General features: G+C 47.6%; 21 protein-coding genes. 7 read left to right on the forward strand and 14 right to left on the reverse strand.

Annotation, left to right across the window (positions count from 1 at the left end):
- Positions 1–49: 49 nt before the first annotated feature.
- Positions 50–1,468: a glycoside hydrolase family 1 protein gene (locus tag ACI1P2_RS12415; protein WP_408976215.1), complete on the reverse strand. Its 1,419-nt coding sequence runs from the start codon at positions 1,466–1,468 to the stop codon at positions 50–52.
- Positions 1,469–1,592: 124 nt separating this feature from the next.
- On the opposite strand from ACI1P2_RS12415, the gene ACI1P2_RS12420 reads away from it, so the two are divergent.
- The 3 genes from ACI1P2_RS12420 to ACI1P2_RS12430 all read left to right on the forward strand — a co-directional run bounded on the left by ACI1P2_RS12420 (position 1,593) and on the right by ACI1P2_RS12430 (position 6,020).
- Positions 1,593–2,561 (forward strand): LacI family DNA-binding transcriptional regulator, encoded by a 969-nt coding sequence (locus tag ACI1P2_RS12420; protein ID WP_355320168.1) that lies wholly within the window; start codon positions 1,593–1,595, stop codon positions 2,559–2,561.
- Between the two features lie 236 nt (positions 2,562–2,797).
- Positions 2,798–4,075, forward strand: a complete 1,278-nt coding sequence (locus ACI1P2_RS12425; RefSeq protein ID WP_355320169.1) for an apiosidase-like domain-containing protein — start codon at positions 2,798–2,800, stop codon at positions 4,073–4,075.
- Positions 4,076–4,145: 70 nt separating this feature from the next.
- Positions 4,146–6,020, forward strand: coding sequence for a beta-glucoside-specific PTS transporter subunit IIABC (locus ACI1P2_RS12430; RefSeq protein WP_355320170.1), 1,875 nt, complete (start codon positions 4,146–4,148; stop codon positions 6,018–6,020).
- 102 nt (positions 6,021–6,122) lie between these two features.
- On the opposite strand, the gene ACI1P2_RS12435 is transcribed toward ACI1P2_RS12430, so the two are convergent.
- The 5 genes from ACI1P2_RS12435 to ACI1P2_RS12455 all read right to left on the reverse strand — a co-directional run bounded on the left by ACI1P2_RS12435 (position 6,123) and on the right by ACI1P2_RS12455 (position 11,289).
- Positions 6,123–6,851, reverse strand: a complete 729-nt coding sequence (locus ACI1P2_RS12435; protein WP_355320171.1) for an amino acid ABC transporter ATP-binding protein — start codon at positions 6,849–6,851, stop codon at positions 6,123–6,125.
- The gene (locus ACI1P2_RS12440; protein WP_355320172.1) at positions 6,844–8,289 is read right to left on the reverse strand and encodes an amino acid ABC transporter substrate-binding protein/permease; all 1,446 of its coding nucleotides are present in this window, start codon (positions 8,287–8,289) and stop codon (positions 6,844–6,846) included. Before ACI1P2_RS12440 ends, ACI1P2_RS12435 begins: the two co-directional genes overlap by 8 nt.
- A 210-nt stretch (positions 8,290–8,499) precedes the next feature.
- Positions 8,500–9,147: a FusB/FusC family EF-G-binding protein gene (locus ACI1P2_RS12445; RefSeq protein WP_355320173.1), complete on the reverse strand. Its 648-nt coding sequence runs from the start codon at positions 9,145–9,147 to the stop codon at positions 8,500–8,502.
- A 244-nt stretch (positions 9,148–9,391) separates the two neighbouring features.
- Positions 9,392–10,600: a CynX/NimT family MFS transporter gene (locus tag ACI1P2_RS12450; RefSeq protein WP_355320174.1), complete on the reverse strand. Its 1,209-nt coding sequence runs from the start codon at positions 10,598–10,600 to the stop codon at positions 9,392–9,394.
- The gene (locus ACI1P2_RS12455; protein WP_355320175.1) at positions 10,597–11,289 is read right to left on the reverse strand and encodes a FadR/GntR family transcriptional regulator; all 693 of its coding nucleotides are present in this window, start codon (positions 11,287–11,289) and stop codon (positions 10,597–10,599) included. The genes ACI1P2_RS12450 and ACI1P2_RS12455 overlap by 4 nt, the downstream gene beginning before the upstream one ends.
- A 204-nt stretch (positions 11,290–11,493) precedes the next feature.
- Between ACI1P2_RS12455 and ACI1P2_RS12460 the strand changes: the two genes are divergently transcribed.
- Both ACI1P2_RS12460 and ACI1P2_RS12465 read left to right on the forward strand, forming a co-directional pair.
- Positions 11,494–12,480, forward strand: a complete 987-nt coding sequence (locus tag ACI1P2_RS12460) for a LacI family DNA-binding transcriptional regulator (RefSeq protein WP_355320176.1) — start codon at positions 11,494–11,496, stop codon at positions 12,478–12,480.
- A gap of 52 nt (positions 12,481–12,532) precedes the next feature.
- Complete coding sequence (locus ACI1P2_RS12465) at positions 12,533–14,788, forward strand: alpha-galactosidase (protein ID WP_355320177.1); 2,256 nt, start codon at positions 12,533–12,535, stop codon at positions 14,786–14,788.
- A 520-nt stretch (positions 14,789–15,308) separates the two neighbouring features.
- On the opposite strand, the gene ACI1P2_RS12470 is transcribed toward ACI1P2_RS12465, so the two are convergent.
- Complete coding sequence (locus ACI1P2_RS12470; RefSeq protein WP_355320178.1) at positions 15,309–16,055, reverse strand: hypothetical protein; 747 nt, start codon at positions 16,053–16,055, stop codon at positions 15,309–15,311.
- A gap of 80 nt (positions 16,056–16,135) precedes the next feature.
- Between ACI1P2_RS12470 and ACI1P2_RS12475 the strand changes: the two genes are divergently transcribed.
- Complete coding sequence (locus ACI1P2_RS12475; RefSeq protein ID WP_355320179.1) at positions 16,136–16,537, forward strand: hypothetical protein; 402 nt, start codon at positions 16,136–16,138, stop codon at positions 16,535–16,537.
- Positions 16,538–16,881: 344 nt separating this feature from the next.
- On the opposite strand, the gene ACI1P2_RS12480 is transcribed toward ACI1P2_RS12475, so the two are convergent.
- From ACI1P2_RS12480 to ACI1P2_RS12495, 4 genes are all read right to left on the reverse strand, one after another.
- Positions 16,882–17,676, reverse strand: a complete 795-nt coding sequence (locus ACI1P2_RS12480; protein ID WP_355320180.1) for an SDR family NAD(P)-dependent oxidoreductase — start codon at positions 17,674–17,676, stop codon at positions 16,882–16,884.
- A gap of 117 nt (positions 17,677–17,793) precedes the next feature.
- Complete coding sequence (locus ACI1P2_RS12485) at positions 17,794–18,816, reverse strand: helix-turn-helix transcriptional regulator (RefSeq protein ID WP_355320181.1); 1,023 nt, start codon at positions 18,814–18,816, stop codon at positions 17,794–17,796.
- Between the two features lie 180 nt (positions 18,817–18,996).
- The gene (locus tag ACI1P2_RS12490; RefSeq protein WP_355320182.1) at positions 18,997–19,806 is read right to left on the reverse strand and encodes a C40 family peptidase; all 810 of its coding nucleotides are present in this window, start codon (positions 19,804–19,806) and stop codon (positions 18,997–18,999) included.
- A gap of 607 nt (positions 19,807–20,413) precedes the next feature.
- The gene (locus ACI1P2_RS12495; RefSeq protein ID WP_355320183.1) at positions 20,414–21,445 is read right to left on the reverse strand and encodes a DUF3231 family protein; all 1,032 of its coding nucleotides are present in this window, start codon (positions 21,443–21,445) and stop codon (positions 20,414–20,416) included.
- A 198-nt stretch (positions 21,446–21,643) separates the two neighbouring features.
- Here ACI1P2_RS12495 and ACI1P2_RS12500 point away from each other — a divergent pair, with 198 nt between their 5' ends.
- Positions 21,644–22,510 (forward strand): LysR family transcriptional regulator, encoded by an 867-nt coding sequence (locus ACI1P2_RS12500; protein WP_355320184.1) that lies wholly within the window; start codon positions 21,644–21,646, stop codon positions 22,508–22,510.
- 58 nt (positions 22,511–22,568) lie between these two features.
- On the opposite strand, the gene ACI1P2_RS12505 is transcribed toward ACI1P2_RS12500, so the two are convergent.
- From ACI1P2_RS12505 to ACI1P2_RS12515, 3 genes are all read right to left on the reverse strand, one after another.
- Positions 22,569–22,811, reverse strand: coding sequence for an HPr family phosphocarrier protein (locus ACI1P2_RS12505; RefSeq protein ID WP_355320185.1), 243 nt, complete (start codon positions 22,809–22,811; stop codon positions 22,569–22,571).
- Between the two features lie 46 nt (positions 22,812–22,857).
- The gene (locus ACI1P2_RS12510) at positions 22,858–24,144 is read right to left on the reverse strand and encodes a CitMHS family transporter (RefSeq protein WP_355320186.1); all 1,287 of its coding nucleotides are present in this window, start codon (positions 24,142–24,144) and stop codon (positions 22,858–22,860) included.
- Positions 24,145–24,234: 90 nt separating this feature from the next.
- Positions 24,235–25,518, reverse strand: coding sequence for a four-carbon acid sugar kinase family protein (locus tag ACI1P2_RS12515; RefSeq protein WP_355320187.1), 1,284 nt, complete (start codon positions 25,516–25,518; stop codon positions 24,235–24,237).
- Positions 25,519–25,536 lie beyond the last annotated feature (18 nt).

Raw genomic sequence — 25,536 nt, forward strand, 5'->3', positions numbered from 1 at the left:
GTCCGCAGAGCAGGCGCCTTATTCATGCGGCGAATGCTTAATGAAGTGCTTACCGCTTGAGACTTTTGCCGTTTGTTGCAATGACTTCCTTGTACCAATAAAAAGACTTTTTGCGGTAACGCTCCAAAGTACCGGAGCCATCGTCATGGCGGTCCACATAAATGTAGCCGTAGCGCTTCTTGAGTTGAGCCGTCGATGCGCTGACCAGATCGATGCAGCCCCAGGACGTGTACCCCATCACTTCCACTTCATCGGCAATGGCTTCCGCAACCTGCACCAGATGATCGTTCAAATACTGAATGCGGTAATCGTCCTCCACCGTCTTCTCTCCTGCTTCATTTACGACCAGCTCATCAGCCGCCCCCAGACCGTTTTCCACGATAAACAGCGGTTTTTGATAACGGTCATAAAAGTCGTTCAGGACGAGGCGCAGCCCTTGCGGATCGATTTGCCAGCCCCATTCGCTTGCCGGCAGATAAGGGTTGGGAATGCCGCCAAGGATATTCCCTTCACCAGCTGCACTCTTCTCCGGATCAGCCGTCTGGCACACACTCATATAATAGCTGAATGATATAAAATCGACGGTATTCTGTAAAATCTCCTCGTCGCCGGGCGCGAATTGAATTTCGATCTCGTTTTCTCTAAAATAACGTTTCATGTATCCTGGATACACGCCGCGAGCATGCACATCACCAAAGAAATAGTTCCGGCGTTCAAACTCCATGACTTTAATCACGTCATCCGGATTTGACGTCAGCGGATAGGTAGGCATGCTCAGCATCATGCAGCCGATTTTGGCTTGCGGGTCAATTTCATGGCAGAGCTTGACCGCGGCAGCGCTTGCCACAAGCTCATGGTGCACAGCCTGATAAAGGTCCTGCTTGCTGAGCTTGTCCTTCGGCGTATAGATGCCCCCGCTCATAAACGGAGCCTCCAAAATGGAGTTGATCTCATTAAAGGTCAACCAATATTTCACTTTCCCTTTGTACCGTTTAAACACCGTGGCGGCATAACGTGTATAGAAGTCCACCAGCTTCCGGTTGACCCAGCCGTCGTATTCCTTCGCAAGATGCAAAGGGGTTTCGTAATGGGACAAAGTAACCAGTGGTTCGATCCCGTATTTCAGGCATTCATCAAACAAATCATCGTAAAATTGCAGCCCTTTTTCATTAGGTTCCGTCTCATCTCCATTCGGAAAAATCCGCGACCAGGCAATGGACGTGCGAAACACTTTAAAACCCATTTCCGCAAACAGCTTGATGTCTTCCTTGTAACGGTGGTAAAAATCAATGCCCACCAGCTTCATATTGTCAGGTGTCGGCGCTTCCGTAACCGGACCAACCAGCCCTTTGGGAGTCACATCCTGCACGGACAAACCTTTGCCGTCTTCGTTGTACGCTCCCTCCAGCTGGTTGGCCGCGACGGCCCCTCCCCACAAAAAATTTTCCGGAAAATGAATCCCCTGCATGCTCATCTGCTGCTCACTCCATCCCATTTATAAATTTATGCTACACTGGATTGAACCTCGCTTTAAATCGTAACGGTTGGAACGGGTTACATGTCAAATTTAAGTTTTGGGAAAGGGTATTTACATGTCAAAGTTTGAACAGATCGTGAAATTATCCGGATACTCCAGAGCGACGGTGTCAAGAGTCATCAATAATTCGCCGCATGTGAACAAGGAAACACGGGATAAGATTAGGCAAATCATGCAACAGCTTGATTATGCCCCAAACCGGAACGCGGTAGCGCTCTCGAAAGGCCGGACCAATCAAATCGGGATCGTCATTGCATCTCTGCATGAAATTGTGCTTCCCTTTATGAACCACTTTATCGAAGCCGCTTTACGTTATGATTTCCAAACCATTATCTATACTACTCAAGGGGATCAAGCTAAAGAGATACAGGCATTTGAAGATCTGAGGAGCAAGCGGGTGGACGGACTGTTAATTATTACCTGTGTGAATGATCCCGGGAAACTGTCCGCTTACTGCCGCTACGGGCCAATCATCTCCTGGCAGCGTATGCAAGCGGGCCAAATCCCGTCTGTAGCAATGGATCAAGGGGAAGGTTACCGGCTGGGGCTTGAGCATTTGCTGGCAAAAGGAATCACGAAAATCGCCAATGTTTTTGGCAGACCGGACAGCTTGAACATCCAGAGCCGCAGAATGGCGTACGAATCCATCATGAAGCGGCACAGCTTACCGGTTAGACCCGACTGGTACCGTTATGAGGTTTACGGCATGCTTGACGGCGAGCAAGCCTGGCGTTCACTTATCGCCATGGAAGAGGCGCCCGGGGCCGTTCTCTGCTCCAATGATTACGCGGCAGCGGGCATCTTAAACGAGGCGCGCCGCCATCATCTGGCTGTCCCAGAGCAGCTCGCGATTATCGGCTTTGACAATACCGAGCTTTCGGCCTCACTTGGTTTAACAACCATCCATAATCCGATTAAAGAGCAAGCCTGGAACGCTTTTTATTATTTGTGGAACAGCATTGGCAACGAATCCGTAGAAGCTTCGCAGTTAAGTTTCCGGCTCGTTAAGCGTCAAACCACCTGAATTAGATAAACAAGACCTGTCCACTGAGGCAGGTCTTGTTTGCTTTCTTCTGAACATATTAACTAAACAAAACTAAACTAATATGATTATTCCAAAAAAAAAATTTGACTAAGCATTGTATAGATGCTAATATCCATTATGAAAACGGATTATTTTAGTTTTATCACTAAAATTTAAGCCTTTTTTATATTAATTTTATATAAACAAAAGGATCTGCATTGAAAGGAACGGTGATCATGGCGAAGCTATCTGTCGCTGAACACGGACGAACGTTAACGCTAAATGATAAACCCTTTTTTTATTTGGCGGATACCGTATGGAGTGCGTTTACCAATGCCTCCATCGAAGAATGGGCAGAATATTTGGATGTTCGGAAAACGCAGGGCTTCAATGTACTGCAAATCAACCTTCTGCGTCAATGGGACGCCAGTGGTTCGGATATTCAAATCGATCCGTTTTCATTGAACGAAGACGGTTCGTACGATTACTACAGTCTGAACGAGGAATACTTTGAACGGGCGGAACAAATGGTTGGCATGGCCGTTCAGCGCGGTTTTATTCCTGCATTGGTGCTCTTGTGGTGCAATTATGTACCGGATACATGGGCCGGGATGTTCCAAAAAGACAACAAAATGCCGTTTGACGCAGTGGAGCCTTATATCAGATTTGCAGTGAAGCGGTTCTCAAAATATAATCCGATCTACTTCATCAGCGGGGATACCGACTTTCCGAGCGAGCGGGCTAATGCGTATTATATGAAAGCGCTTGAAGTGGTCCATGCCGTTAGTCCGGCAAGCTTAAACACGCTCCATATTCAAGGCAGATTGAGGGATCTCCCGGAAGAGTTCGAAAATCATGACGGACTGGATTTCTATATGTATCAATCCGGCCATAACTCGCAATTTCAATTTATGGCCCATGAAATAGCCCAGCATTTTTATACGCGTCCCCGTACGCGGCCCGTCATTAACGGAGAGCCCTGTTATGAACAAATCAGCTACAGCCGCAACGTTTACGGAAGGTACTCCCGTTTCGATGCAAGAAAAGCCGCTTGGCAAAGCCTGCTGGCCGGTGGTAGCGCAGGCATCACCTACGGCGCTCACGGGATTTGGAGCTGGCATAAGCAAGGCCAAAAGTTCGGCATTGTCGAAGGGGAGGGCTTTGACGCCCCCTATGACTGGAGAGATGCACTGCGCTTTGAAGGAGCATGGGATTACGCCTTTATCAAATACCTGTTCGAAAGCTATAACCTGGTGGGCATCTCACCGGCCGACATTGTACTGAACGAAACGCCGGAAATACGCGCCGCTGCGAATGACGAAACCATCGTTTTGTACATCCCTGTAAACACCAAGGTCCGCTTGAATCGGGACGTTCGGGATTACGTATTTACAACGATCGATCTGGAGAAAAAAAGATTTGCCGTCACAGAGGTTATAACCAAGGATGGGAAATCCATCATTCCGATGCATCGTTTTGAACAAGATGTAGTGGTCATAGGCCAACGTCAATAAAGCGCCTATCCGCCTTAAGGAAAGCGTATACAGCTCGATAAAGCATCATTTACCTCTAGGAGTGAGCAAAGTGAATTACGAAAAAACAGCAAAAGAAGTCCTGAAATCGGTTGGCGGAGCGGAAAACGTAAACAGCGTCATTCACTGCATGACCCGTTTGCGCTTCAAACTCAAAGACAGTTCCTTGCCGGATAAGGAGAAGGTCAAGCAGATCGACGGCGTCATCACTGTCGTGGAAAGTGGCGGACAGTTTCAGGTGGTCATCGGCAATGATGTGCCGAAGGTCTATGCCGAGTTGACGAAATTACCGGGAATATCGGCAGAAGCCGGACCTGTCGAGGAAGAAAAGAAAGGAAATTTATTCAGCCGTTTTGTCGATATTATATCGGGTGTGTTCATGCCGGTAGTTGGCGTGCTGGCGGCGGTGGGTATCCTCAAGGGTCTGCTCTCCTTGTTCACGACCTTACACTGGTTGACCGCGGACATGGGTACCTACAAAATTTTGTACGCGACAGCCGATGCCTTGTTTTATTTCTTCCCAATCTTTCTCGGCTTCTCCGCGGGCAAGAAATTCGGCGGAAATCCTTACTTGTCGGCATTGATCGGGGCCGCTCTCGTATACCCGACCATGGTTACGGCATTTAACGAAGGCACGGCATTGACCTTCTTGAATATACCGGTGGTTCTGCTCAATTACACTTCATCGGTCATTCCGATTATTATCGGGGCTTATTTGGCGGCAGTTGTCGAAAAGTTTATCAGCAAGTATATGCCTTCATCGATGAAAATGTTTTTTGTACCATTGTTAACTTTAATCATCGTCACGCCTGTTGTCTTCCTTGCCGTCGGACCCGTGTCTACATTTATTAGCGACCAGTTGGCTGCTGGAAGTTTGTGGGTTTATGGTTTAAGCCCGATCATCGCAGGCCTCCTGCTGGCCGGGTTCTGGCAATCCATCATTATCTTCGGGCTGCACTGGGCGTTTATTCCGATTTTAATCAATAATATTATGAACAAAGGCTTCGATCCGATCAATGGCATGCTGTTTTGCACCATCTTCGCCCAGACGGGAGCCACACTCGCTATTGCTTTGAAAACGAAAGACAAACGTCTGAAACCGATCGCCACCTCGGCTACGATTGCAGGGTTTATGGGGGTTACGGAACCGGCCATTTACGGCGTTACCCTGCCGGCGAAAAAGCCTTTTATCCTGGCATCCATCGCCGGGGGAATTGGCGGCGCCGTAGCGGGCATGTTTGGTACCAATAACTACTACAGTATTGCGGGAGGCGGTGTCTTTGGCATCCCGATGTTTATCGGACCGGAAGGCGTGGACCGGGGGTTCATCGGACTCCTGATTTCAATTGTAGTGGCCTTTGCTGGTGGTTTTATTTTAACTTTTCTGTTCGGGTATAAAAACGCCGCTCCGGTTGAAGCCGCCAATGGAACCCCTGCTGCGGACGCTCCTGTCCGGGATCATGAGCATAATGCAAACGAAAAGTACGTTTTCAGCCCGTTGGACGGTGAATGGATCCCGTTAACCGATGTACAGGATGAAGCTTTCTCCAGCGGTGCGATGGGCAAAGGGGCGGCGATTATCCCTACAATCGGCGCTGTTTACGCCCCCATTTCCGGAACCGTACAAACGCTGTTCAAAACCAAACACGCTATCGGGCTCGTGTCTGATGAAGGCGTCGAAGTATTGATTCACATCGGCATTAATACCGTTAAATTAAAAGGAGAACATTTCACCACTTTTGTTACAGAAGGAGACACTGTCAGAAAAGGCGACAAGCTGGTCGAATTCGATATCGAAGCGATCCGAGACGCCGGATACGATACAACGACATCCGTTATCATATCCAACACTGCGGATTATGCGGAGATTCATGTTAAAGAGTATGGGCATATTCACTCGGGCGATCCGTTGATTCTAATTAAATGATCCACTTTAGACGAACAAAAAAATGACCGATCATGGACTGAAATCAGCCGGTGATCGGTCATTTTTTATTTTTATGAACGTTTACTCACTTCAAAGACCGCTTTACAGCACTTTTTCCAAAAAGCTGATCGTGCGCTCATTCTTCGGATTCCCGAATATTTCTTCCGGCGGGCCTTGCTCAACGATAAAGCCGCCATCCATAAAGACGACCCGGTCCGCCACCTCACGGGCAAAGCCCATCTCGTGAGTAACGATCACCATCGTCATGCCTTCACGCGCCAGGTCCTTCATGACGCCAAGCACTTCGCCTACCATTTCCGGGTCAAGGGCCGAAGTCGGTTCGTCGAACAGCATAACGTCCGGATTCATGGCGAGCGCGCGAGCAATCGCCACCCGCTGCTTCTGTCCGCCTGACAGCTGGCTCGGGAAAGCGTCCGCCTTGTCCGCGAGGCCTACTCGCGTCAACAGACGGAGTGCTGTGCTGCGCGCCTCATCCTCTTTCAATTTGCCAAGCTCCATGGGAGCAAACATGATGTTTTTCAGCACATTGAAATGCGGAAACAGGTTAAAATGCTGGAACACCATGCCGATATTTTCACGTGCTTTATTAATGTCCGTTCTCGGATCATTCAGGTCCTGATCATCAACGACAACCTGGCCCCCGGTGATCTTCTCCAATTGGTTAATACAGCGCAAAAACGTACTTTTTCCCGAACCGGAAGGGCCGATGAGGCAGACAACTTCTCCTTCTTTGACCTGCATATCGATTCCCTTCAGCACATGATTCGAGCCAAAGCTTTTCTTTAAACCTTCAACCCGGATTTTACCCACGACGAATTTTCGCCTCCAGTCTGTCAGAAATTTTCGTTAAAATTGTGATGACAATCAGATACATGATCGCAACCATGAGCCAGATATCAAAGGAGGCGAACGTTCTGGCAATAATGATTTTACCCGATTGCGTCAGCTCGACAAGACCGATGGCCGACAAAATGGACGTGTCTTTGAGTGTAATGACAAACTGATTGATAAACGCCGGGATCATCACGCGTATGGCCTGCGGGATGACAATCTTCATCATCGCTGTACGGTAAGGCAGGCCGAGCGAACGGGCCGCTTCCAATTGACCACTGTCGATCGATTGAATCCCGCCTCGGATAATTTCTGTGATATAAGCCCCGGCATTCAGGCTGAGCGTCAAGATCGCGGCCAGAAACAGCGGCATCGTAAACCCGAACGCCTGCGGAATCCCGAAGTAGATAAAGAAAGCCAGGACAATGAGCGGAATTCCACGGAACAGGTCGACAAAGACGGTCGCTACACCGCGCAGAAACCGGTTCTGTCCCACTTTCATAAATCCGAAAATCAGCCCCAAAATAAAGGCAAAAATCAAGGATATAATCGTGTACAGCACTGTTTTCCCAAGACCATTCAAAAGCGGCGGCAAAGACTGCTGAATAAGCTCCCAGCGGCTTGGAGGTGCCATTTCAGCATTTTCACCCAGATACTTTTCCAGAATCCGGTCATACTCACCGTTCGTATGGAGATTGGCCAGACCGGCATTAAACTTCTGCAGGAGCTCCTGGTTCTGGCCCTTGCTCACAGCAAAGCCGTATGAACCTCCCTCTTCTTTCTCTGTGACGATTTTCAGACCGTTGTTTTGGGTCACCCCATAGGCCAAGACAGGATAATCTTCAAAGCAGGCAGCTGAGTTGCCTGTTTTCACATCATCATACATCTGGGAAGAATCGTCGAACGGGACAATCGTAAATCCATACTTGGAGGAAATGGATTCAGCGAAGCTGTAGCCTTCCGTGCCTGTTTTAACAGCTACCTTTTTCCCCTTTAAATCTTCATAGCTCTTAATTGTGTCATTATTTTGGCTGATGCCCATGACTACGCCGGATTGAAAATAGGGCTCTGAAAAATCGAATTTTTGCTTTCTCTCGTCGGTGATACTCATGCCCGCGATGACGCCATCCACCTGATTGGACTCAAGCGCCTGCACGGCTGCGTTAAAGCCTAACGGTTTAATTTCATACTTGAAATTTTGATCCTTCGCGATGGCCTCCATCAGATCCATGTCAATGCCGACGAATTTGCCGTTTACATCCTGAAACTCAAATGGAGCAAACGTAATGTCGGTACCAATTACATACGTTTTACCTGAATTCGGCTCCGCTGTGGCACTTCCCGCCCAACCGGCCAAGCCGGTCACCAGGAGGAGCAGCAGCGATAGCATAAATACTGAGATCTTTGTTGACTTCATATGTCCTCCTCTTCTCGGTCGACTTCGGGTTTGAACCCGAATTTCTTTGTAGCATCAGCTATTCTCATTTTTAGCCGTAATTATTATTATACATTCCAATAATATGTTGGGGGAATATTTTTTTTGTGTAATAAGATGTAAGGGAAAGAACGATTAGCTGGCAATAAAACAGGCTGCCTTTAAAAAGGCAACCCATTTTAGTTAAAACCTTTATTTTCGAACGGAGAGAATGAACTTCTCCAATGACCCTGTATTGGTAATACTCTGATTGCAAACCTGATTATCCAAACATACGTATTGGCCAATGGCAGCATAATTATCCGGCGTAGGAACGGAAGGCTTGGTCTTGACCAGGAAGAATGCAAGCTCATGATGTCGATTACAGAACAGGCAATACCCTTTCTTGTTGGTCGGCGTAATTTTCCCCTCAATACCGATGAACTGCCCTTCGAACGGATAAACAATGAATAATCTGTTCGCGGCAATATCCACCCAGCTGAGGTACGTCACAAATCGAAAGTCGATGGATTGCAGATCAGGTACTTTCAGCTTCTTATTTTTCGGGAAAAGCTTCTCAATCTGTTTGGGCGTAATCGGTGGATATGGCTCCAGGTATGATTCCAATTCGCCAAGATATCTTTGGAAATCGTATGCAGTCTCGAAGGTCGTTATTGGTTCCAGCATCCGCCGCTGATCCTCTGTCAGGTCAGAAAATGCTTCAACAATATTCGTTAAGGCGCTATACCTTACCGTGTCCAGGATACTCCGATCCGCTACTTTTCGCAAAGTGCTCAGAATGAATTCCGCTTGTTTCTTAATCACGTTATATTGATGGTTTTTAATAAATGGTTTACTCATAGCTCTCAGCCCCTTATTTTTCATTAAAAGATCATAAGGTGCAAAGCCTGCTATAAGAAACGATTAAGCGTGGGCGATAAAATCAATCTTCCATCCTATCGCGCCCCATGCAAAGTATCGCCCTAAATCAGGCTTTGCATGAGGACTCCCTAGTGAATGAGCAATTCAGTATTGCCACGGTAAAACCCCCAATCACAAATGATGATAAAAGTATAACAAAAACGTCTATCTAAAGCCAAGAAGTTTATACTGTTTGTTTTTTTGAGGCACCCAAGCCGGGTATAAGCAGCAGAGCGCTAACGACAAACAACAGCAGCAGCGGAACGTTCCAACTTGCTGTGGTGTCATGGAGCAAACCAAATAAGGCCGGTCCGGTTGCTGCCAGTAAATATCCAACGGATTGCGACATGCCGGACAAAGAGGCTGCATCGTGGGCATCTTTCGTCCGCAGGCTTAAAAAGATCATGGCCAAGCTGAACGCACATCCCGCGCCAATTCCGAGTAAAATTGTCCATAACGCAATGAATGCATTTCCCCCGAAATAAAGGCCTGCCAACGCAACAAGCAACAGGATCGTCATGATTATGACCAGCAAACGCTGGTTCTTCATGCGTCCCGCAACGATGGGAACGATGAACGATACGGGCAGCGCTGCGATTTGAAACAGCGATAACATCCAACCAGCGCTGTCTTCACTCAAACCCCGACTTGTCATGATTTCAGGCAGCCAGGCGATCAAGACATAGAACAGGAGCGACTGCATGCCCATAAAAAGCGTGACCATCCATGCCAGCGGTGAACGCCACAGACTTCGCCGTGATGAAGCACCGCTAGTTGCTGCCCTGGCAGACGCGTGACTTGCGCGGACTTGAGGAAACCAGATTAGCGCAGCTAGCAGAGCGAGTGCCCCCCAGATTCCGAGCGCGCCAGTCCAGCCGAAACCGAGATTGCGGGCGAGCGGGATACTGACACCAGATGCTATCGCCCCGAATAAATTCATCGACACGGAGTACACTCCTGTCATGAGGCCGACCTGACTGGAAAAATCCCGTTTAACCAGGCTCGGAAGGAGCACGTTGCATACTGCAATGGCAAGCCCAAGCAAAACAGTGCCTGCCATTAAGGAAGCTGCTGCGCCGAGCGAGCGGATAGCAATACCCGCTATGAGCAGGACCAACGCATAAAGCATGGCCCGTTCCACCCCGAAGCGGCGCGCCAGAATGGGCGTGAACGGTGAAAGAAGCGAGAAAGCAAGCAGCGGCAATGTCGTGAGCAGACCTGCTGCAGTGTTCGACAGTCCAAGGGATTCACGAATCGAACCAACCAATGGACCTACCGACGTTAGCGGTGATCGCATGGTCAGTGCGATCAGGACAATGCCTATGATAATCGGCCAACCCGACGACAACGACTTCTTCATTATCGTTGACTTTGTATTGCTTTGTACGCTCATAGCCGTTCCCCTCCTTCGACTTCGAGAACAGCTTTCGATTCCGCAATATAACGGTGAACCGCTGCCACAGCACGATCGGCGTCCTGATCGACAATCGCTTCGACCAGCTGCCGGTGCATCTCCAAGAAATCCGCACCGGCTTCATAACGAGTCAGGCTTGTAATCAAATCTTGTGACGCTTCCGTGATATGGTTGTATAATTCGATTAAAATTTCATTATGAGACGCCGCGATGATGCTTTGGTGAAGACGAATATCCTCCGTTACAAAGCCATCCATGTCTCCCCGTGCTGCCGCCGCCTCCCAGCGTTCCAGTTGGAGAAAAAGTTCATTCGCCTCGTCGCTCGTTCTGCGTTGCGCAGCCAGATTGGCCCCCTCACGTTCGAGCGCATGCCGGACTTCCAGCGTTTGCAGTGTATCAGAACGCAAAATGCGTTTTTGCAGCACGACCCCCAAAACGCTCGCAGAACAGACATAAGTTCCGTCCCCTTGCTTCGTCTTCAGGAGTCCTGCGTGGATCAATGCCCGAATGGCTTCCCTTAATGTATTGCGGCTAACATTTAACTCAGCCATCAACTCCGGTTCGGCCGGAATGCGCATCCCGATAGCCCACTTGCCTGATTCGATCAGACTTTCCATTTGCAGTGCGACTTGCTCAACCAGCGTCAGCCGCTTTGTTTTCTCAAGCATGTGTCTACCCTCTCTTCATCTATTTATCAAACATAGGATGTTTGGTTAATTGGTACTTTATCACATCTATTTCATTAAGACAACTCCCTGTCCGTTCGTAATCGTCTAAAGTTCCATTTATTCTTGAAAGTACTAAAAGGGTATGCTAGGATGAATTCAGTTCTGTTTTAGTAAAATTATTAACTAAAAAAGGCGTGAGCTTCTTTGGCAACCATTAAAGACATTGCCCGCGAAGCGGGGGTGTCTGCCGCAACCGTTTCACGGGTTCTGAACAACGACTTGTCCCTGGCCGTAAGCCCGGATACGAAAAACCGTATTTTTGCAGTTGCCGAACAGCTTGGATATAAGCCTTCAAGGCTGAGACAGCTGAAGCAAAATACAGAACGTGCCGGAAAAACGGTCTCCCTCCTCCTATGGTGCTCCATCGAAGAGGAGCGGGATGATCCGTATTATGCTTCGATTCGCCGGGGAATCGAGCTGCGCTGTGAAGAGCTCGGGTTGACGCTGGGGCAGACGCTGCGGGGCCGCTCATCCATCACTACTCTGCAGAAGACGGACGGATTGATTGTGGTGGGCGGCGTCGATCCCGAAGAGGCCGTCAAGCTGCATCCTGACAAAAATACCATCGTTCTGGTTGACCAATACCAGGAGCAGCTGGAATACGATTCGGTGCGGCTCCATTTCCGGCAGGCTGTTGACCAGGCGCTTGGACATCTGCTGGAGTTGGGCCATCGCCACATCGGATTTATCGGCGGCGAGAGCGACGGAGAGCGGCGGGCGCATTATTTTGAGCGGTTCTTGCGGGAACGGGGGCTGTATCATCCTCAATTCATCCGTACGGGAGCCTGGAGCACGGCCGACGGATATCGGATGATGAACGAGCTTCTGGCCGGACAGGAACGCCCGACGGCCTGCTTCGCAGCCAGTGACCCGCTCGCCATCGGTGCCCTGCGCGCCCTTCATGGACATGGAGTCAAAGTGCCGGAGGAGATGGCTATTGTGGGCTTCGATGACATTGAGATGGCCGCCTTCGTACAGCCTCCGCTGACCACGGTGCGGGCCTATCCCGAACAGATGGGAAAAGCTGCCGTTCAGCTGCTGGCCGAACGGTTTGAGGGCCGTGAAGCGCCAGCTCACAGCGTCATTGGAACAAAGCTGATCATACGGGAGAGCTCATACAGTAACAGCTGAACGGGCACTTGCACCAAATCTATTTTATGAATCCCTAAAGGAGTGAATTTCCATGCATATTCACGTAGACGAAACGCTTGGCTTGTTTCACCTGCAGTCCAAGGATTCCAGCTATATTATTCAGCTCGTGGAAGGATATCCCGCCCATGTCTATTGGGGGGCCCGGCTTCATCATGACAGTAATCTGGCCAGTATACTGGAGTTTAGGGAGCGCAGCTCCTTCTCTCCAAATCCCGTTCCTTCCGACCGCTCGATTTCCCTGGATACGCTTCCGCAGGAGTACCCCCAGTATGGAACAAGCGACTTCCGGCAGCCTGCTTACCAGCTGACACTGGAGGACGGCACCCGGATTACAGAACTGAAATACACCGGCTACCGCATTGTATCAGGTAAACCAAAGCTCGAAGGACTTCCCGCCGTCTACACCGAATCGGATGATGAAGCGGCCACCCTTTATTTGATCCTTGAGGACAAATACTCGGGCCTGCAGGCCACGCTTCTCTATACCGTATTTGCAAATCACAGCGTTATTGCCCGCTCAGCTATGATTGAGAATAAAGGAAGCGCTGCCATGACGCTTGAGCAAGCTTTGAGCGCCTCGGTCGATTTTGCCGATGCCAATTACCATGCCCTCTATCTGTCCGGAGCCTGGGTGCGGGAACGGCATGTCCAGCGCCGCGAACTCGGCCCCGGGGCCATTCGGCTGGAGAGCCGACGGGGATCAAGCAGTCACCAGATGAATCCTTTTCTGGCCTTGCTTCGTCCTGATGCAACGGAGGACCATGGTGATGTATATGGCTTCAGTCTGGTTTACAGTGGCAGCTTTATCGCTCAGGCGGAAGTGGAGCAGTTCAGCCAGACCCGTGTAAGCATTGGCATCAATCCCTTTGACTTTTCCTGGCAGCTTGAGCCGGGTCAGTCTTTTCAAACCCCTGAGGCTGTCATGGTCTATTCCGGAGAAGGCATTGGCGGCATGTCACGCACCTACCATCGACTTTACCGCACACGCCTGTGCCGGGGTGTCTATCGTGACAAAGAGCGGCCCATCCTGGTGAATAATTGGGAAGCCACGTATTTCAATTTTGATGCAGATAAAATTGAAGCAATTGCCAAAGAAGCCGGCCCCCTCGGAATAGAGCTTTTTGTGCTTGACGACGGCTGGTTCGGGAAACGCGACAAGGATGACAGCTCCCTTGGGGATTGGTTTGAGGACCGCCGCAAGCTGCCTGGCGGGCTTGCCGACCTGGCAAACCGTGTGAATGAACAAGGCCTGCAATTTGGTCTTTGGGTAGAACCGGAGATGATATCCCCGAACAGCGAACTGTATCGTAAGCACCCTGACTGGTGTCTGCATGCCGGAGACCGACGGCGGACAGAGGCACGGTCCCAGCTGGTGCTCGATCTCTCCCGCAAGGAAGTATGCGATTATTTATACGACACGCTAAGTGCTGTATTTTCTTCCGCTCCGATCACTTACGTGAAGTGGGACATGAACCGGAACATGACGGAGATTGCCTCGGCAGCAGCTCCGGCCCTACGGCAAAAAGAAACCGCACACCGTTACATGCTCGGACTGTACGATCTGATGGACCGGCTCACCTCCCGCTTCCCGGACATCCTGTTTGAAAGCTGTTCCGGCGGGGGCGGACGGTTTGATCCGGGAATGCTGTATTATATGCCGCAAACCTGGACCAGCGATGATACCGACGCCATCGAAAGATTGGCGATCCAATACGGAACCAGCATCGTGTATCCAGCCAGCTCCATGGGCGCGCACGTCTCAAGCGTTCCGAACCACCAGGTGGGACGAATGACCTCGCTCGCTATTCGCGGCGACGTGGCGATGAGCGGCAACTTTGGCTACGAGCTTGACCTTACCGCTTTTACAAAGGAAGATAAAAAGCTCGCCGCCAGACAAATTGCCCAGTACAAAGAAATTCGTTCCCTTGTGCAGCAAGGGGATATGTACCGGCTCCTCAGCCCGTTTGAAGGCCGGGGCGATACGGCCTGGATGTTCGTCAGCGAGGACCAGTCCGAAGCGTTTGTCGCTTACTTCCGCGTGCTGGCTGAGCCGAACGGCCCGATCCGGCGGTTAACGCTGAAAGGACTGGACCCGCAGCTAAAATACAGAATCGAAACCGGGGTGACGGGTAACAGCTTGGCGGGAGACACTGCTTCTCCCTTCAGCCTCGCGTTCGGCGGCGAAACCTTTGGCGGGGACCGCTTAATGAACATCGGTCTCACTGTATCTGATCTGAAAGGGGACTTCGCCAGCTTAACCTTCCGGTTAAAAGGACTGCCCCGCTGAATAACGATAACGTATGAATGATCAAAGAGAGCGCCGGGGCCGGCGCTCTCTTCTTTGTAAGCTATTGTAAACAGTCATCCTAAAAAAATTTTTAAATGTGGTTGTTAATTTATAACCGAACCTTCCTATATAGATGCGAGCAAGAAAATGCTCAAAATAAACAATATTGGGAGGAAAAAAAGATGAGTAGAAGAACATCGTTATGGTAAGCAGCGGATCTTACTGACCCGGTATTAGTGAAACAGCACTTAAGTTTTTGCAGCAAGAAAAATGTTCAAACCTAAATCTTTTTAATATCTTCAAGCATCTCAGATGCCAGTCGCTCTAACAATTCTACCAATAAGTTAAAAAAGGGGCTGACTCAAAAGTAATTTTCTATTTTATGCCCTATTTTTAGCTAATACTAAGGACCTCGTCTCCCATATAGGTATGGAGTTTGAGGTCCTTTCGTTAATTTTTTGTCTGTTCCTATATACGAAAACTTTCGAGACTGTCCTCTTTTTAGGTAACCAATAAAGGACTAGGTAGCAGCGTTGTACACAAGGACCTGCATTGTCCATGTCGAGGAACTATTAACTCTACCAATTGTGGCATTCATTTCAACTCCGTATCTCCAAACACCGGCCAAATGATCAACAGGATCCCATCCCCAGTTCCTTACAAGATCAGTACCAGAATTGGCCGTTGGTCTCAATGTTCTTCTTTGGTCAACAGCTCTATTAGTTACTTTTGAGGCACCCGCCTGCTGAAAGTTATGAGTTTTACTCACAATTCTAGCATTACTATCAAGTAATTCATAACGCCAATCCACTTTATCTAGTTCAACATATTGACTAGAATCACCACTAAAAATATAGTATATAGTCCCATAAGCTCGAACACTTAACGTTGAATCAGTACCATTTGAAGAGTATGTACCTGATGAAGCCAGTACACCAACATTTGTCTCATATTGAGTTACAATTTCTCCTGTCTCTGTATTTTTCAAGTCGTATAATGGTCTTGTTTCATTTTCAAAAGTCTCGAAAGTGATCTTTTCGTCAGTGTCATTACTCGTTACTTTGGGTTCTACGCTGAGTTGAGACAGACCCAGTTCATTTGAATTTTGGGTATTTAGGTTGTTAGGTGAATCGTAAACTTTGACAATTTCATAACCATCTGGAACAATTGAATTGGTTTCTTCTTTTGATTCAGCGGAAACTACTGTGCTTCCAATCAAACCAATGGACAATACTCCGACAAGACAACTTGACAAGAATTTTTTCATGTGAATCTCCTTTCAAAATTGTTTAGTGGATTTTGTACATAATTATGGTAACATTGTAAACCTAAGTTTGGAGGAGAATTATGAGTAAGAAGTATATTCTATTAGTGGTTATTGCGATACTAGTAGTATTTGTAGTTGGCCTACTAACCTATAAAGCCAGTAACGCCCAAACAAAAAATTATACTGCCGAATCAAATAATTGGAGGATTAACTTGTCTGTACCTAAATCCAAAGATCTATTTGGATCACTGTCATGCGAGTATATTGGAAAAATGAATGGGGAAATTAATCATTTTGAATATAATTTGAAGGGTGAAAGTAATTCAATTTCCGGTTCGGAAGAAGGAAATTGGAGTTCAGGTTATAAGTATAAACACGGGGGAATAGACGTCAGTTCTCTTACTCCAAACAAAGATGATCAATATGAAATCACACTTACAGTCGATGGTAAAACGGAAAAATTAATATTAACAAGCAAATGAGCAAATCATCTTTATCAGAAAGGGCTGTCCTATAAGTCATTGAATATAGCTTAGGGATAGCCCCTTCTTCAATTTTCCCATACAAAAAGAAGTCTTTCCCAGTAAAATGGATGTGACGAGCAGCCATCTAAAAGGAAGGCTTCTTTTGTCATTCAATATACCATGGAGCCAACTCTATATGCCAATGAACCTGAAAGAAGATATTCATGATATACACGCAGATGAGACAAACGGACTAGGCAAGGATAGCTCCTCTTGCCCGGTCCGCTTTTCAATTTTTTTAAATTCTCAGAATGTCCTTTTTCAAGTTATAAACTACTTTTAGGACAGCTTCTTTTGAAATACTAAAAAATAGTAGGCACCATCCCGCCATCCATACGGATTGGAGAGCCTTTAAATGCGGATGCATAAGGACTGCATACAAATGCGGCCAGTCTGCCTATTTCAGCAGGCCTGATAAATCGCTGCAGTTCGGATTGGGGCAGATTTGTGGCCATGAAATCTTTCTCTTTATCGGAAAAAGTCATATTTTCATCAGGATAAATACTCTCAATGATTTGATGCACATTTTCAGAGAGTGTGGGTCCCGGCATGATTGTATTGACGGTAACTTCTGTCTCTTTTGTTAATTTGGACAGGCTTTTGGACAAGGATAATAACATCGATTTTGTGACTGCATACTGAGGCATTTGCCCTGAAGGCATAACTGCCTCTTCACTGGCAATAAAAATAATACGGCCATAATCATTCTTCAACATTGCAGGCAAATAAAATTTAGATAAACCATTGGCAGCAAGAACGTTGGTACGGAAGTATTTTTCCCATATTTCATCGTCAACGTCTTCATACTGCATAATTTCATAGATGCCCATATTGTTTACTAAAATATCAACACTGGGGAATCTTTCAAACAAAGCTTCCCTTTGCTCAATATCCACAAGATCGGCTGCAGCATTTTGAGGAGCGGTATCCGGGAAAATTGACTTGATTTCATTTACAACTTGTTCCGCCTCTTCGTAATTTCGTCCATTAATGAGTACATTAACGCCTTCTTTGGCAAGTTCAATGGCAATTGCTTTGCCTATGCCTTTCGTTGATCCTGTAACTAAAGCGGTTTTATTCTTCAATCCCATATCCATCATGCAGTTCTCCTTTACATTCTTGTGCTCCGGACAGAGATTATATTACCTCGCAGTCACAGTTTAGTAACTAGCATATAACGCCAAAGTTCTTGTTGAACACGCCAAATAATAAACTCAGTAAATGCTTGGGCTTGTACTCAGATGCTCATTGCGCCAATTTGAAGGAGTATCCCCCTCCCAAAGGCGAAAGGCGCGGTAGAACGAGTTTTGGTCTTTATATCCAAGCAAGAAAGCCACTTCCTTAATATCAAGCGAAGGGTCTGCCAGGTACTCTCGCGCCTGCTCATGTCTCGCTTGTGCCAACAGATGCTTGAAGCTCGTGTTTTCGTCAGTAAGCCGGCGCTGAAGGGTGCGATCACTCATCCCTAACTCCTTCGCAACAGCCTGTATGTCAGGGGTCCCTCCTGTAAGGCTGCGTTTCATGATCCATTTGACCGTCTCGGCAATTGAACGGCTGTGCTGCTGTTCATTGAGCGACTGGTCCAGAACAGGGGTCAGGAGCTCCAGCAGCTCTTCATTGTATGAAAGAAAAGGGCGGTCCAGATCTCTCCGATGCAGCGTCAAGCGATTACATTTTGCCCCAGTTCGGATACGGCAGCCGAAATAAGCTTCAAGGGCTTGGACACTCCCCATGGAGTGAGAAAATTCAACAAGCTGCGCCGTAATAGTTTGACCTGTGCCCCGGCGTCCAAGCTCCAGAAGAAATGCCAGCGTAACACCAACCAGCATCGGCGGACAGGGTTGCTCTGTATACAGCCATTCCAGTTCGATGGTACAACGCTCTCCCTCCTCGGTGATATGCAAGCTTTCGGGAGGACAAAGCTGCTTGTACCGGGCCATTCGGTGTAGAGCGTCGCGGTAGTCACGAGCGTGATAAGTCGCCAAGACGTTTGGTGGGTATTTGGTTGTTTCGAAGACCGTCGCCATCTTGATGATTCCTTGGGCAGGATCACCAATAAGATCGGAATAGGCCTGCCAAATCGCGAAATATTGGGCGGTGGTAACTGCCGGTTCAGTAATGATGGTGAGCGGAAGCCGTGCTTTGCGTGCTATATCATGGGCTGGAATCCCTAATTGACGAAATGTTCCCCATAATCCCGGATGGATTTTTATGCGGTCAGAGGTATGATACTTCATTAAATGGGCCTCCTTTAGCTGCGAATACGATCCATTCAGTCTTCACCATCCAATTCACATCACATACCGAGAGTATATCATAATCTATATAGCAAAGCAGAAGCCACTCCACTTCGTATAGATAAATAGAAAAAAACAGGCGACCTTTATCCGAGTCGCCTGTTGTGTAAGATACTTTTGTTACAGTGCGCTTCCTCCAAACAGGAAACGATATTGCCAATGATTGCCGGCAATGTCGCTGATGGTTACGCCCCCGCCTTCATTGGAATACGTATGCAGCACTTTGCCGTTCCCCAGATAAATGCCGGTGTGGGTAATCCGTTGACTTGCTTTGTTAACACTGGCATAAGCAGAAGACTTGGTTCCTTTATAGGACATAAAATACATCAGATCCCCCCGCTTCAGCTTCCTCCAATCGGTCTGAACCGGACCTTTCGCTTTGACATAATCCCCCTGCTGGCGGGAATCGGATGGCAGCTTGGTGCCGAGCGCATCCAGGAAGGCCCGACGCACAAAGCTGGAGCAGTCAAATGTTTTTGTGCTGGTGCGGCTTGCCCCATATTCATAAGGTGTGCCCAAATATTTCATGCCTGCTGCGATTACCTTCTCAACAGCTTCGCTGCCTTTGGCGGTGGAAGCATTTTTTGAGCCCGAGGTGCTGTTATAGTCGGAGCCGACGTTACCGTTGACGGCTTGTGTATATTTTGAAGAAGATGATATATATCCTGTCTGGTTGGCGGAATCCTGCACCTTGTACCATGCTGATCCGGATTCTTCAAGGATCGTTACCGTCTCGCCTTTAGGCAGCTGACGAATTATACTGGCAGAAGTCGAAGGCGATGTGCGCAGATTGACACCCCAGATAACCTCAGCCTTTGAATGTTCAACTGAGGCAGCCGATACCGATGCCGTGAATGCTCCTGCTGTTAGACTCGCTGTAAGCATCGTTGCTGTTACGCTCAACGTAATGATCTTTCTCTTCCAATTCATGCTCTCGAGTTCCTCCTGATGTCTCAGATTTTTTCCCTGGCCTGTTGTGCACCGGGCTTGTCCCATTGTAAACGGACCGTCCAGAAACGATCATCAGCCCCGGGTCCTGTTTGACACAGGCGAACTTGAGCATAAGGAATCAGAGAAGGAGGCATGATTTATTTTCCAAAAGCATTAAAAATCCTGATTTCAAAAAGGTTAATAAAGATTAAATTATTGTAACCATTTGATATCACTACGTTTTTTATTGATAAGAAGTAAGCTCATTTCCCCGCCCGGGACGACGGGCCCTATGTCCTAAAATCAACATTTTGCGAAGCCTGGATTGGTAAAAATTACACATCAAAGTATGCTCATTGGGCTCGGTTCATTCATAAAACCGCACATTAGCTTCACCCAAATTAGTAATATCATTTAAATTAATTACAATAATTGTAGGCCTGTTGCCGCCTTTGGGGTAAAGCGGCTGCTTGGCTGCCCCAAGAACAAGGTCTCCAAAATAATCCTTTAGTCCAATATCGAAGATGGAAAACTAATCCTCAGGTCCTCGCCTCTACTGGCAAGCAAAAAAAGCAGCCTGGGCAATTTCACCCAAGCTGCAATTTTCTCAAAACAATTCATCACGATCCGCCGCTTGCGGAGGTTGTTCCATCCACCCCAAATCGATCATGATGTTGGCCCCGTCTTCTACGTAATTTCCTACCTCGGCTATGAATCTCGCGTAAGTGGCCGTTACGTCATGTCTTGCGCTGAAAGCCAAGGCATTGCCGTACGATCGAATTCGCATCGAGTACATGTCTATTTTGTGGGAAATCATCAATTTATCAGAAAATGGTGATGTAGTGGAATCGGTGACCAGATGATTCATGAGCGGGTGAGTAGGCAAATCATCTTTGTCCAATAACTTGCTTAAAATTTCGTATTCCTTGCTGGCGATTGCCTTTCCTCTTTTAAAGTAATCCCGGGCCTGCTGAATTTCGGCTGCCTGGCAGAAGGCAAGCAACACTGCAATGCTGACTGCGTTGTTCTGGATGTTATCGTAAAGATGCGTGATTTCCAGCCCTTGAAGCGGACGGACATCCCCAAAGAAACCATTTAAATACCCCTGCTTTTTCACGAAACTGACTTTTTTCGGCACTGGGATGTAAGGCGGTTTGACCAAAAAGCCCTTCGCGTCGAGTAAATCGTTAACATCGTTCAACAGCTTGACCGTAGAAGCGAGGCAATCGGTAAAAAAATCGCGGACGTCCTTTCGGCTCATCAATGGCACAGCAATCCCGTAAATGCTGATCCCGGCTTTGCCGGTGTATTTCAAGTAGTGCAGGTAAAACTCGTCGGCAAACAACCGGGGCGCTCCCAGGTTGACATCATCCTCCGTGTAGCCGACTGGAACCGGATGATTGTCCCGGGTAAAGATGTCCGATACCGTTTGCACGAATCGATCGGCCAGCTGAAGCCCCTCTTCCAAGACGTTTCGGATTTCCTCATCATCCACATGTCGAAGAAAGTAGCGCAGTACGCAGCGGGCTAGGCTGTTCCCCATATAAGTTGCCCACAATTTCGCCACTTCAGCAGACGTTAATTTATCGAACCGGTTTCCTTTCATTGGGCTTTTCTGCACTTCTTCAAGCTTGCTCATAAGGATTTTGCCACCTTTTTTTGCTTTAGGGTGTGTTAATCCCTTTTTTTTATTCGGGCAATTTCACCGATTATGATTGGCATGAGCATGCTGCAGTAAGCACACAATTTTTATCTTATATTTAACTTTGGAATAGAATATAATGATGATATTAAGGTTATTACATCATTTTTTTCTATGTCTGAAGGAGACCTCCACATGGATGAGAAAGATTGGACCACACTGCAATTGCTTGCGCAGGAAAAAAACATTACAAAAACCGCAGATCGTATGTTTATTTCTCAGCCTTCGCTTACCTACCGCCTTCAGCAGATTGAGAAAGAATTTGGCATCACCTTGTTATACCGGGGCAGACGTGGTGTGGAATTTACGGAACAGGGTGTGCTTCTTGTCGAATACGCCAAAGAGATGCTGCTTAAGCTCTCGCATATCAAGGAAGAGCTTAGAAACATGGAGGGTAAAATTCAAGGCACGCTCCGGCTTGGCGTTGCAAGAGGAGTGGCCTTGTATAAGCTTCCCGATGTACTAAGGCAATTTCTTGACCTTTACCCTTTGGTGGACTTTACGGTGAAAACAGGGCTCAATTTGGACCTTATTACGTCGGTGTTTAAGCAGGAGGTGCAAATCGGCATCGTGCGCGGCGAGCACCACTGGTCGGAAGAAAAAGAGATTATCGATCAGGAAACGATTTGCATCATATCCAAATCCCCCATTGATCTGGATTCACTGGCAGATCAGCCGAGAATCACCTATAATACTGATCCCGCTTTGGTGATGGTGATCGACAACTGGTGGAAAAACAACTATTCCAAACCTCCACTTGTCTCTATGGATGTGGATTCTATGGAGTTCGCCAAAAGGATAGTTCAAAGCGGATTGGGTTACGCTATTGTTCCTTCCATTGTTATAGAAAAGGGGGATGAGCTTGAACAAATCCCTTTAAGGGATAGTGCGGGTGAACTTGTTTTATGGACAACCTGGATGCTGTACAGAAAAGAATTTATGGACTTGGCGACGGTTAAAGCATTTGTAAATTTTTTGAAAGAGCACTATCGAGCGATCTGACAACACAAGAAGGGCCTCCTCCGAACTTTGCAAGGAGAAGGCCCTTTTTTTCTTACATTTATATGAGCTCTACACGAAGGCCATTTTTAGCAAACACATCAAGCATCGCTTTCTTGGCTTCTTTTTCGTCTGGTCCGTGGATTTCCAGCTTGAACTCGTCGTCCTGAAAGAGGGTGATGCTCAATCCAAGCATGCTTTTAACATCAATATGTTTGCCGTCCACCAGCAGCACAATACTGGATTTAAACTGATTCGCGGTATGATTGACCTCTACAATCGCGCCCGTTATTCTTCTTTTCATGCTTACCTTCTCCCTTCGCTTTTTAATTTAGTGCGGGCATCAGGATTTATCTAATGGAGATTGCTCCGGTAATGACCGCGAAAGCAAGCATGGCCAATGAGGCGATGAGAATCGGTATAAATGAATATTTTTGCAGTTTGCCCAAATCAGACCGGATTAACTCGATCAGTACCCATAGAGGTGCCGATGTAGGTCCGAGCAGATGCACGGCCTGACCGACTACAGACGCTCTTGCTACATCAATCGGATGGAACCCATACTGTTCCGCCGTTTGCGCCAAAACAGGGACCACCCCGAAGAAGTAGGCATCGTTGGACATAAAGAAGCTCAATGGAATACCAATGATGGCAACAATAACGGTAAAGAAAGGACTCATGGATTGAGGAATCCAGGCAACTAATTCGCCAGCCATGGCGTCAACCATTTTCGTACCTGATAAAATGCCTGTAAAGATGCCTGCCCCCAGCACTAAGCTGACGACCGGTATAGCATTGCTGCCGTGCTCTTTCAAAACTTTCTTCTGATCCTCCAGATTCGGAAAATTGACCAAAAGCGCGATGACAAACGCAATCATAAACAAGGTAGACAAAGGTATAATATCCGCAATAAGCACAGCCATCAGAGCAATGGTCAGGAACAGGTTAAACCACAGCTTCCAGGTGCTTTTGGCGGTCTTCTCTCCAGCCTCTGATTCGGAGTCGGGTTCAATAGTTAATATCCCTATCCGTTTGCGTTCGATCCTGCCTAAAACATAGGCTGTCAGAAGAATCCACAAGGCGCTGAGCAGCATCGTAGGAATAAACGGAGTAAAGTAATCACCTGCATCCAGCCCCAGCACACTGATAGCGCGTGTAGCTGATCCTCCCCAAGGCGTCATGCCTGCAACAATCCCGAGTGACATGATGGCTACTGTGGCAAGGACTAGCGGATTCATTCCGATCTTGCGATACACGGGCAGCATGGCAGAGCATACAATCATGTAGGTTGTCGTTCCATCCCCATCCAGAGCGCAAAGCAAGGCCAATATGCCGGTTCCTACAGCTATCTTGGCCGGGTCCCCCTTGGCTATTTTTAACAGTTTATTACTTAGCGGATCAAATAAACCTGAATCCATCATGATTCCAAAGTAGAGAACTGCGAACAGCAGAAGCACAGCCGTTTTGGCTACAGATTCTACGCCATCAATCATCAGATCTCCAAGCTGTGCTCCATAACCGCCTATAATAGCAACAATAATGGGAACAACGATAATAGCGGTGAATGCGATCATGCGCTTGCTCATGACCAAGACCGTAAAAACAAGCAGTGTTAATAATCCTAATAAAACTAACATGGTTCATCTCCTTCCAAATGTTAACGCTTACAAATAAACTTGACCAAGAAACCACCCTGTAATTCAGGCTGGGTGGTGTCTATAGCTGCATCACTTAGACGAGATTTCTTTAAGATACTGAACAGCACGCTCTAAAAATTCAGGGGTTCCAAAGCTTCCGGACTTGAGTACAATCAGTAACTCTGCACCGATGGCAAGCCCTGAAGGCAGACCTGTCTCGATTTCCTCGACAATATAGTTCCCTTTTATCCCCAATTTCCGGCACACCGTTCCTGAAGTATCGCCGCCTGCAACAATTAAACGTTTGTAGCCCGTCTGCTTCAGCACTTTCTGGGTTACGACTGCCAATACATCGGAAATGGTTTTGCTGACAGATAGAGGATCCAGATGATGACTCTGTCCTATTTCTTTGGTTTCCTTTACTACGTCCGGATTATTGTCTGCCATGACCAGGACATCTTTGCCCGTTTGAATGAAATCTGACGCCAGTGTAACCGCACGTTCAATTTCTTCGGACTGCCTGCCAGAATGGAAAAAATTTCGGGAGTCCAGAATAATATGGTCTATTCCCTTTTCAATCATGTAAGCGGTTTGAGCCTTGGTCTGAGGAGTCAGACTTCCGGACACGATAAATACTCCATTGGAATCGGTCATATCCTTATGATTCATGGGATTCGGAGAATTTCTTGGCCCCCAGTACTTGGGAAGCTCTTCCGCAATGGCGGAGCTGCCGCATAAAACAGGCAAATCATGAACAGCACCTGCAACCATAAACAAATCAGCCTGCGTTTCTGCGTCGATGATGCAATAATTACTGGACCTTTTCGCGGCAGCGACGGCAGCTCTTAACGAAACTGCGCCTTCTCTAACCTTTTCAATCGGAATTAAGGACACTTTGCGCTCTGTCTGGGATTGCAGAACTTTGACGATATCCGATTCCAGGGTGGGATGTACCGGGTCCTTGGCAAACTCGGATTCTTCCAGACGCTTCCCATGAACGGTATGGATTCCATGACTTGTTTGACGCCCATTCTTTGGAAAAGCCAGTATTACAGCTGCAAAATCTTCTTGCAGCACATCCATCATGGCATCCAGTTCTCGGCCTACATTGCCCCGAAACACGGAGCAGGTTTTGTTAAAATAAGTTTTACATCCAAGCTGCTGAAGCTGGCGTGTGGCCTTAAACACTTTTTCGTAACTCAGTTCCGGTGTATCCAGCCTGCTGTCTGTGTCGATAACTAGCACATCCGCCTGATCCGCGCTCGGCTGCTCCACTTCATCAAAAGTAACTACTTTAACGGCATAATGATTATTGTTGAACATCAGGCCGATATCGTTCGCCCCGGTTGTGTCATCCGCTACAACTCCGATCATAGCTGCAACTCCTTTCGC

Origin of the sequence: Paenibacillus jiangxiensis (genome assembly GCF_046098255.1) — a bacterium.
Taxonomy (GTDB): Bacteria; Bacillota; Bacilli; order Paenibacillales; family Paenibacillaceae; genus Paenibacillus; species Paenibacillus jiagnxiensis.

What these genes read in the sequence shown, in the direction of transcription:
- ACI1P2_RS12415 (WP_408976215.1), bottom strand. Translation starts at nt 1,468, where the DNA reads ATGCAGGGGATTCATTTTCCGGAAAATTTTTTGTGGGGAGGGGCCGTC.
- ACI1P2_RS12420 (WP_355320168.1), top strand. Translation starts at nt 1,593, where the DNA reads ATGTCAAAGTTTGAACAGATCGTGAAATTATCCGGATACTCCAGAGCG.
- ACI1P2_RS12425 (WP_355320169.1), top strand. Translation starts at nt 2,798, where the DNA reads ATGGCGAAGCTATCTGTCGCTGAACACGGACGAACGTTAACGCTAAAT.
- ACI1P2_RS12440 (WP_355320172.1), bottom strand. Translation starts at nt 8,289, where the DNA reads ATGAAGTCAACAAAGATCTCAGTATTTATGCTATCGCTGCTGCTCCTC.
- ACI1P2_RS12445 (WP_355320173.1), bottom strand. Translation starts at nt 9,147, where the DNA reads ATGAGTAAACCATTTATTAAAAACCATCAATATAACGTGATTAAGAAA.
- ACI1P2_RS12450 (WP_355320174.1), bottom strand. Translation starts at nt 10,600, where the DNA reads ATGAGCGTACAAAGCAATACAAAGTCAACGATAATGAAGAAGTCGTTG.
- ACI1P2_RS12455 (WP_355320175.1), bottom strand. Translation starts at nt 11,289, where the DNA reads ATGCTTGAGAAAACAAAGCGGCTGACGCTGGTTGAGCAAGTCGCACTG.
- ACI1P2_RS12465 (WP_355320177.1), top strand. Translation starts at nt 12,533, where the DNA reads ATGCATATTCACGTAGACGAAACGCTTGGCTTGTTTCACCTGCAGTCC.
- ACI1P2_RS12470 (WP_355320178.1), bottom strand. Translation starts at nt 16,055, where the DNA reads ATGAAAAAATTCTTGTCAAGTTGTCTTGTCGGAGTATTGTCCATTGGT.
- ACI1P2_RS12475 (WP_355320179.1), top strand. Translation starts at nt 16,136, where the DNA reads ATGAGTAAGAAGTATATTCTATTAGTGGTTATTGCGATACTAGTAGTA.
- ACI1P2_RS12480 (WP_355320180.1), bottom strand. Translation starts at nt 17,676, where the DNA reads ATGGATATGGGATTGAAGAATAAAACCGCTTTAGTTACAGGATCAACG.
- ACI1P2_RS12485 (WP_355320181.1), bottom strand. Translation starts at nt 18,816, where the DNA reads ATGAAGTATCATACCTCTGACCGCATAAAAATCCATCCGGGATTATGG.
- ACI1P2_RS12490 (WP_355320182.1), bottom strand. Translation starts at nt 19,806, where the DNA reads ATGAATTGGAAGAGAAAGATCATTACGTTGAGCGTAACAGCAACGATG.
- ACI1P2_RS12495 (WP_355320183.1), bottom strand. Translation starts at nt 21,445, where the DNA reads ATGAGCAAGCTTGAAGAAGTGCAGAAAAGCCCAATGAAAGGAAACCGG.
- ACI1P2_RS12500 (WP_355320184.1), top strand. Translation starts at nt 21,644, where the DNA reads ATGGATGAGAAAGATTGGACCACACTGCAATTGCTTGCGCAGGAAAAA.
- ACI1P2_RS12505 (WP_355320185.1), bottom strand. Translation starts at nt 22,811, where the DNA reads ATGAAAAGAAGAATAACGGGCGCGATTGTAGAGGTCAATCATACCGCG.
- ACI1P2_RS12510 (WP_355320186.1), bottom strand. Translation starts at nt 24,144, where the DNA reads ATGTTAGTTTTATTAGGATTATTAACACTGCTTGTTTTTACGGTCTTG.
- ACI1P2_RS12515 (WP_355320187.1), bottom strand. Translation starts at nt 25,518, where the DNA reads ATGATCGGAGTTGTAGCGGATGACACAACCGGGGCGAACGATATCGGC.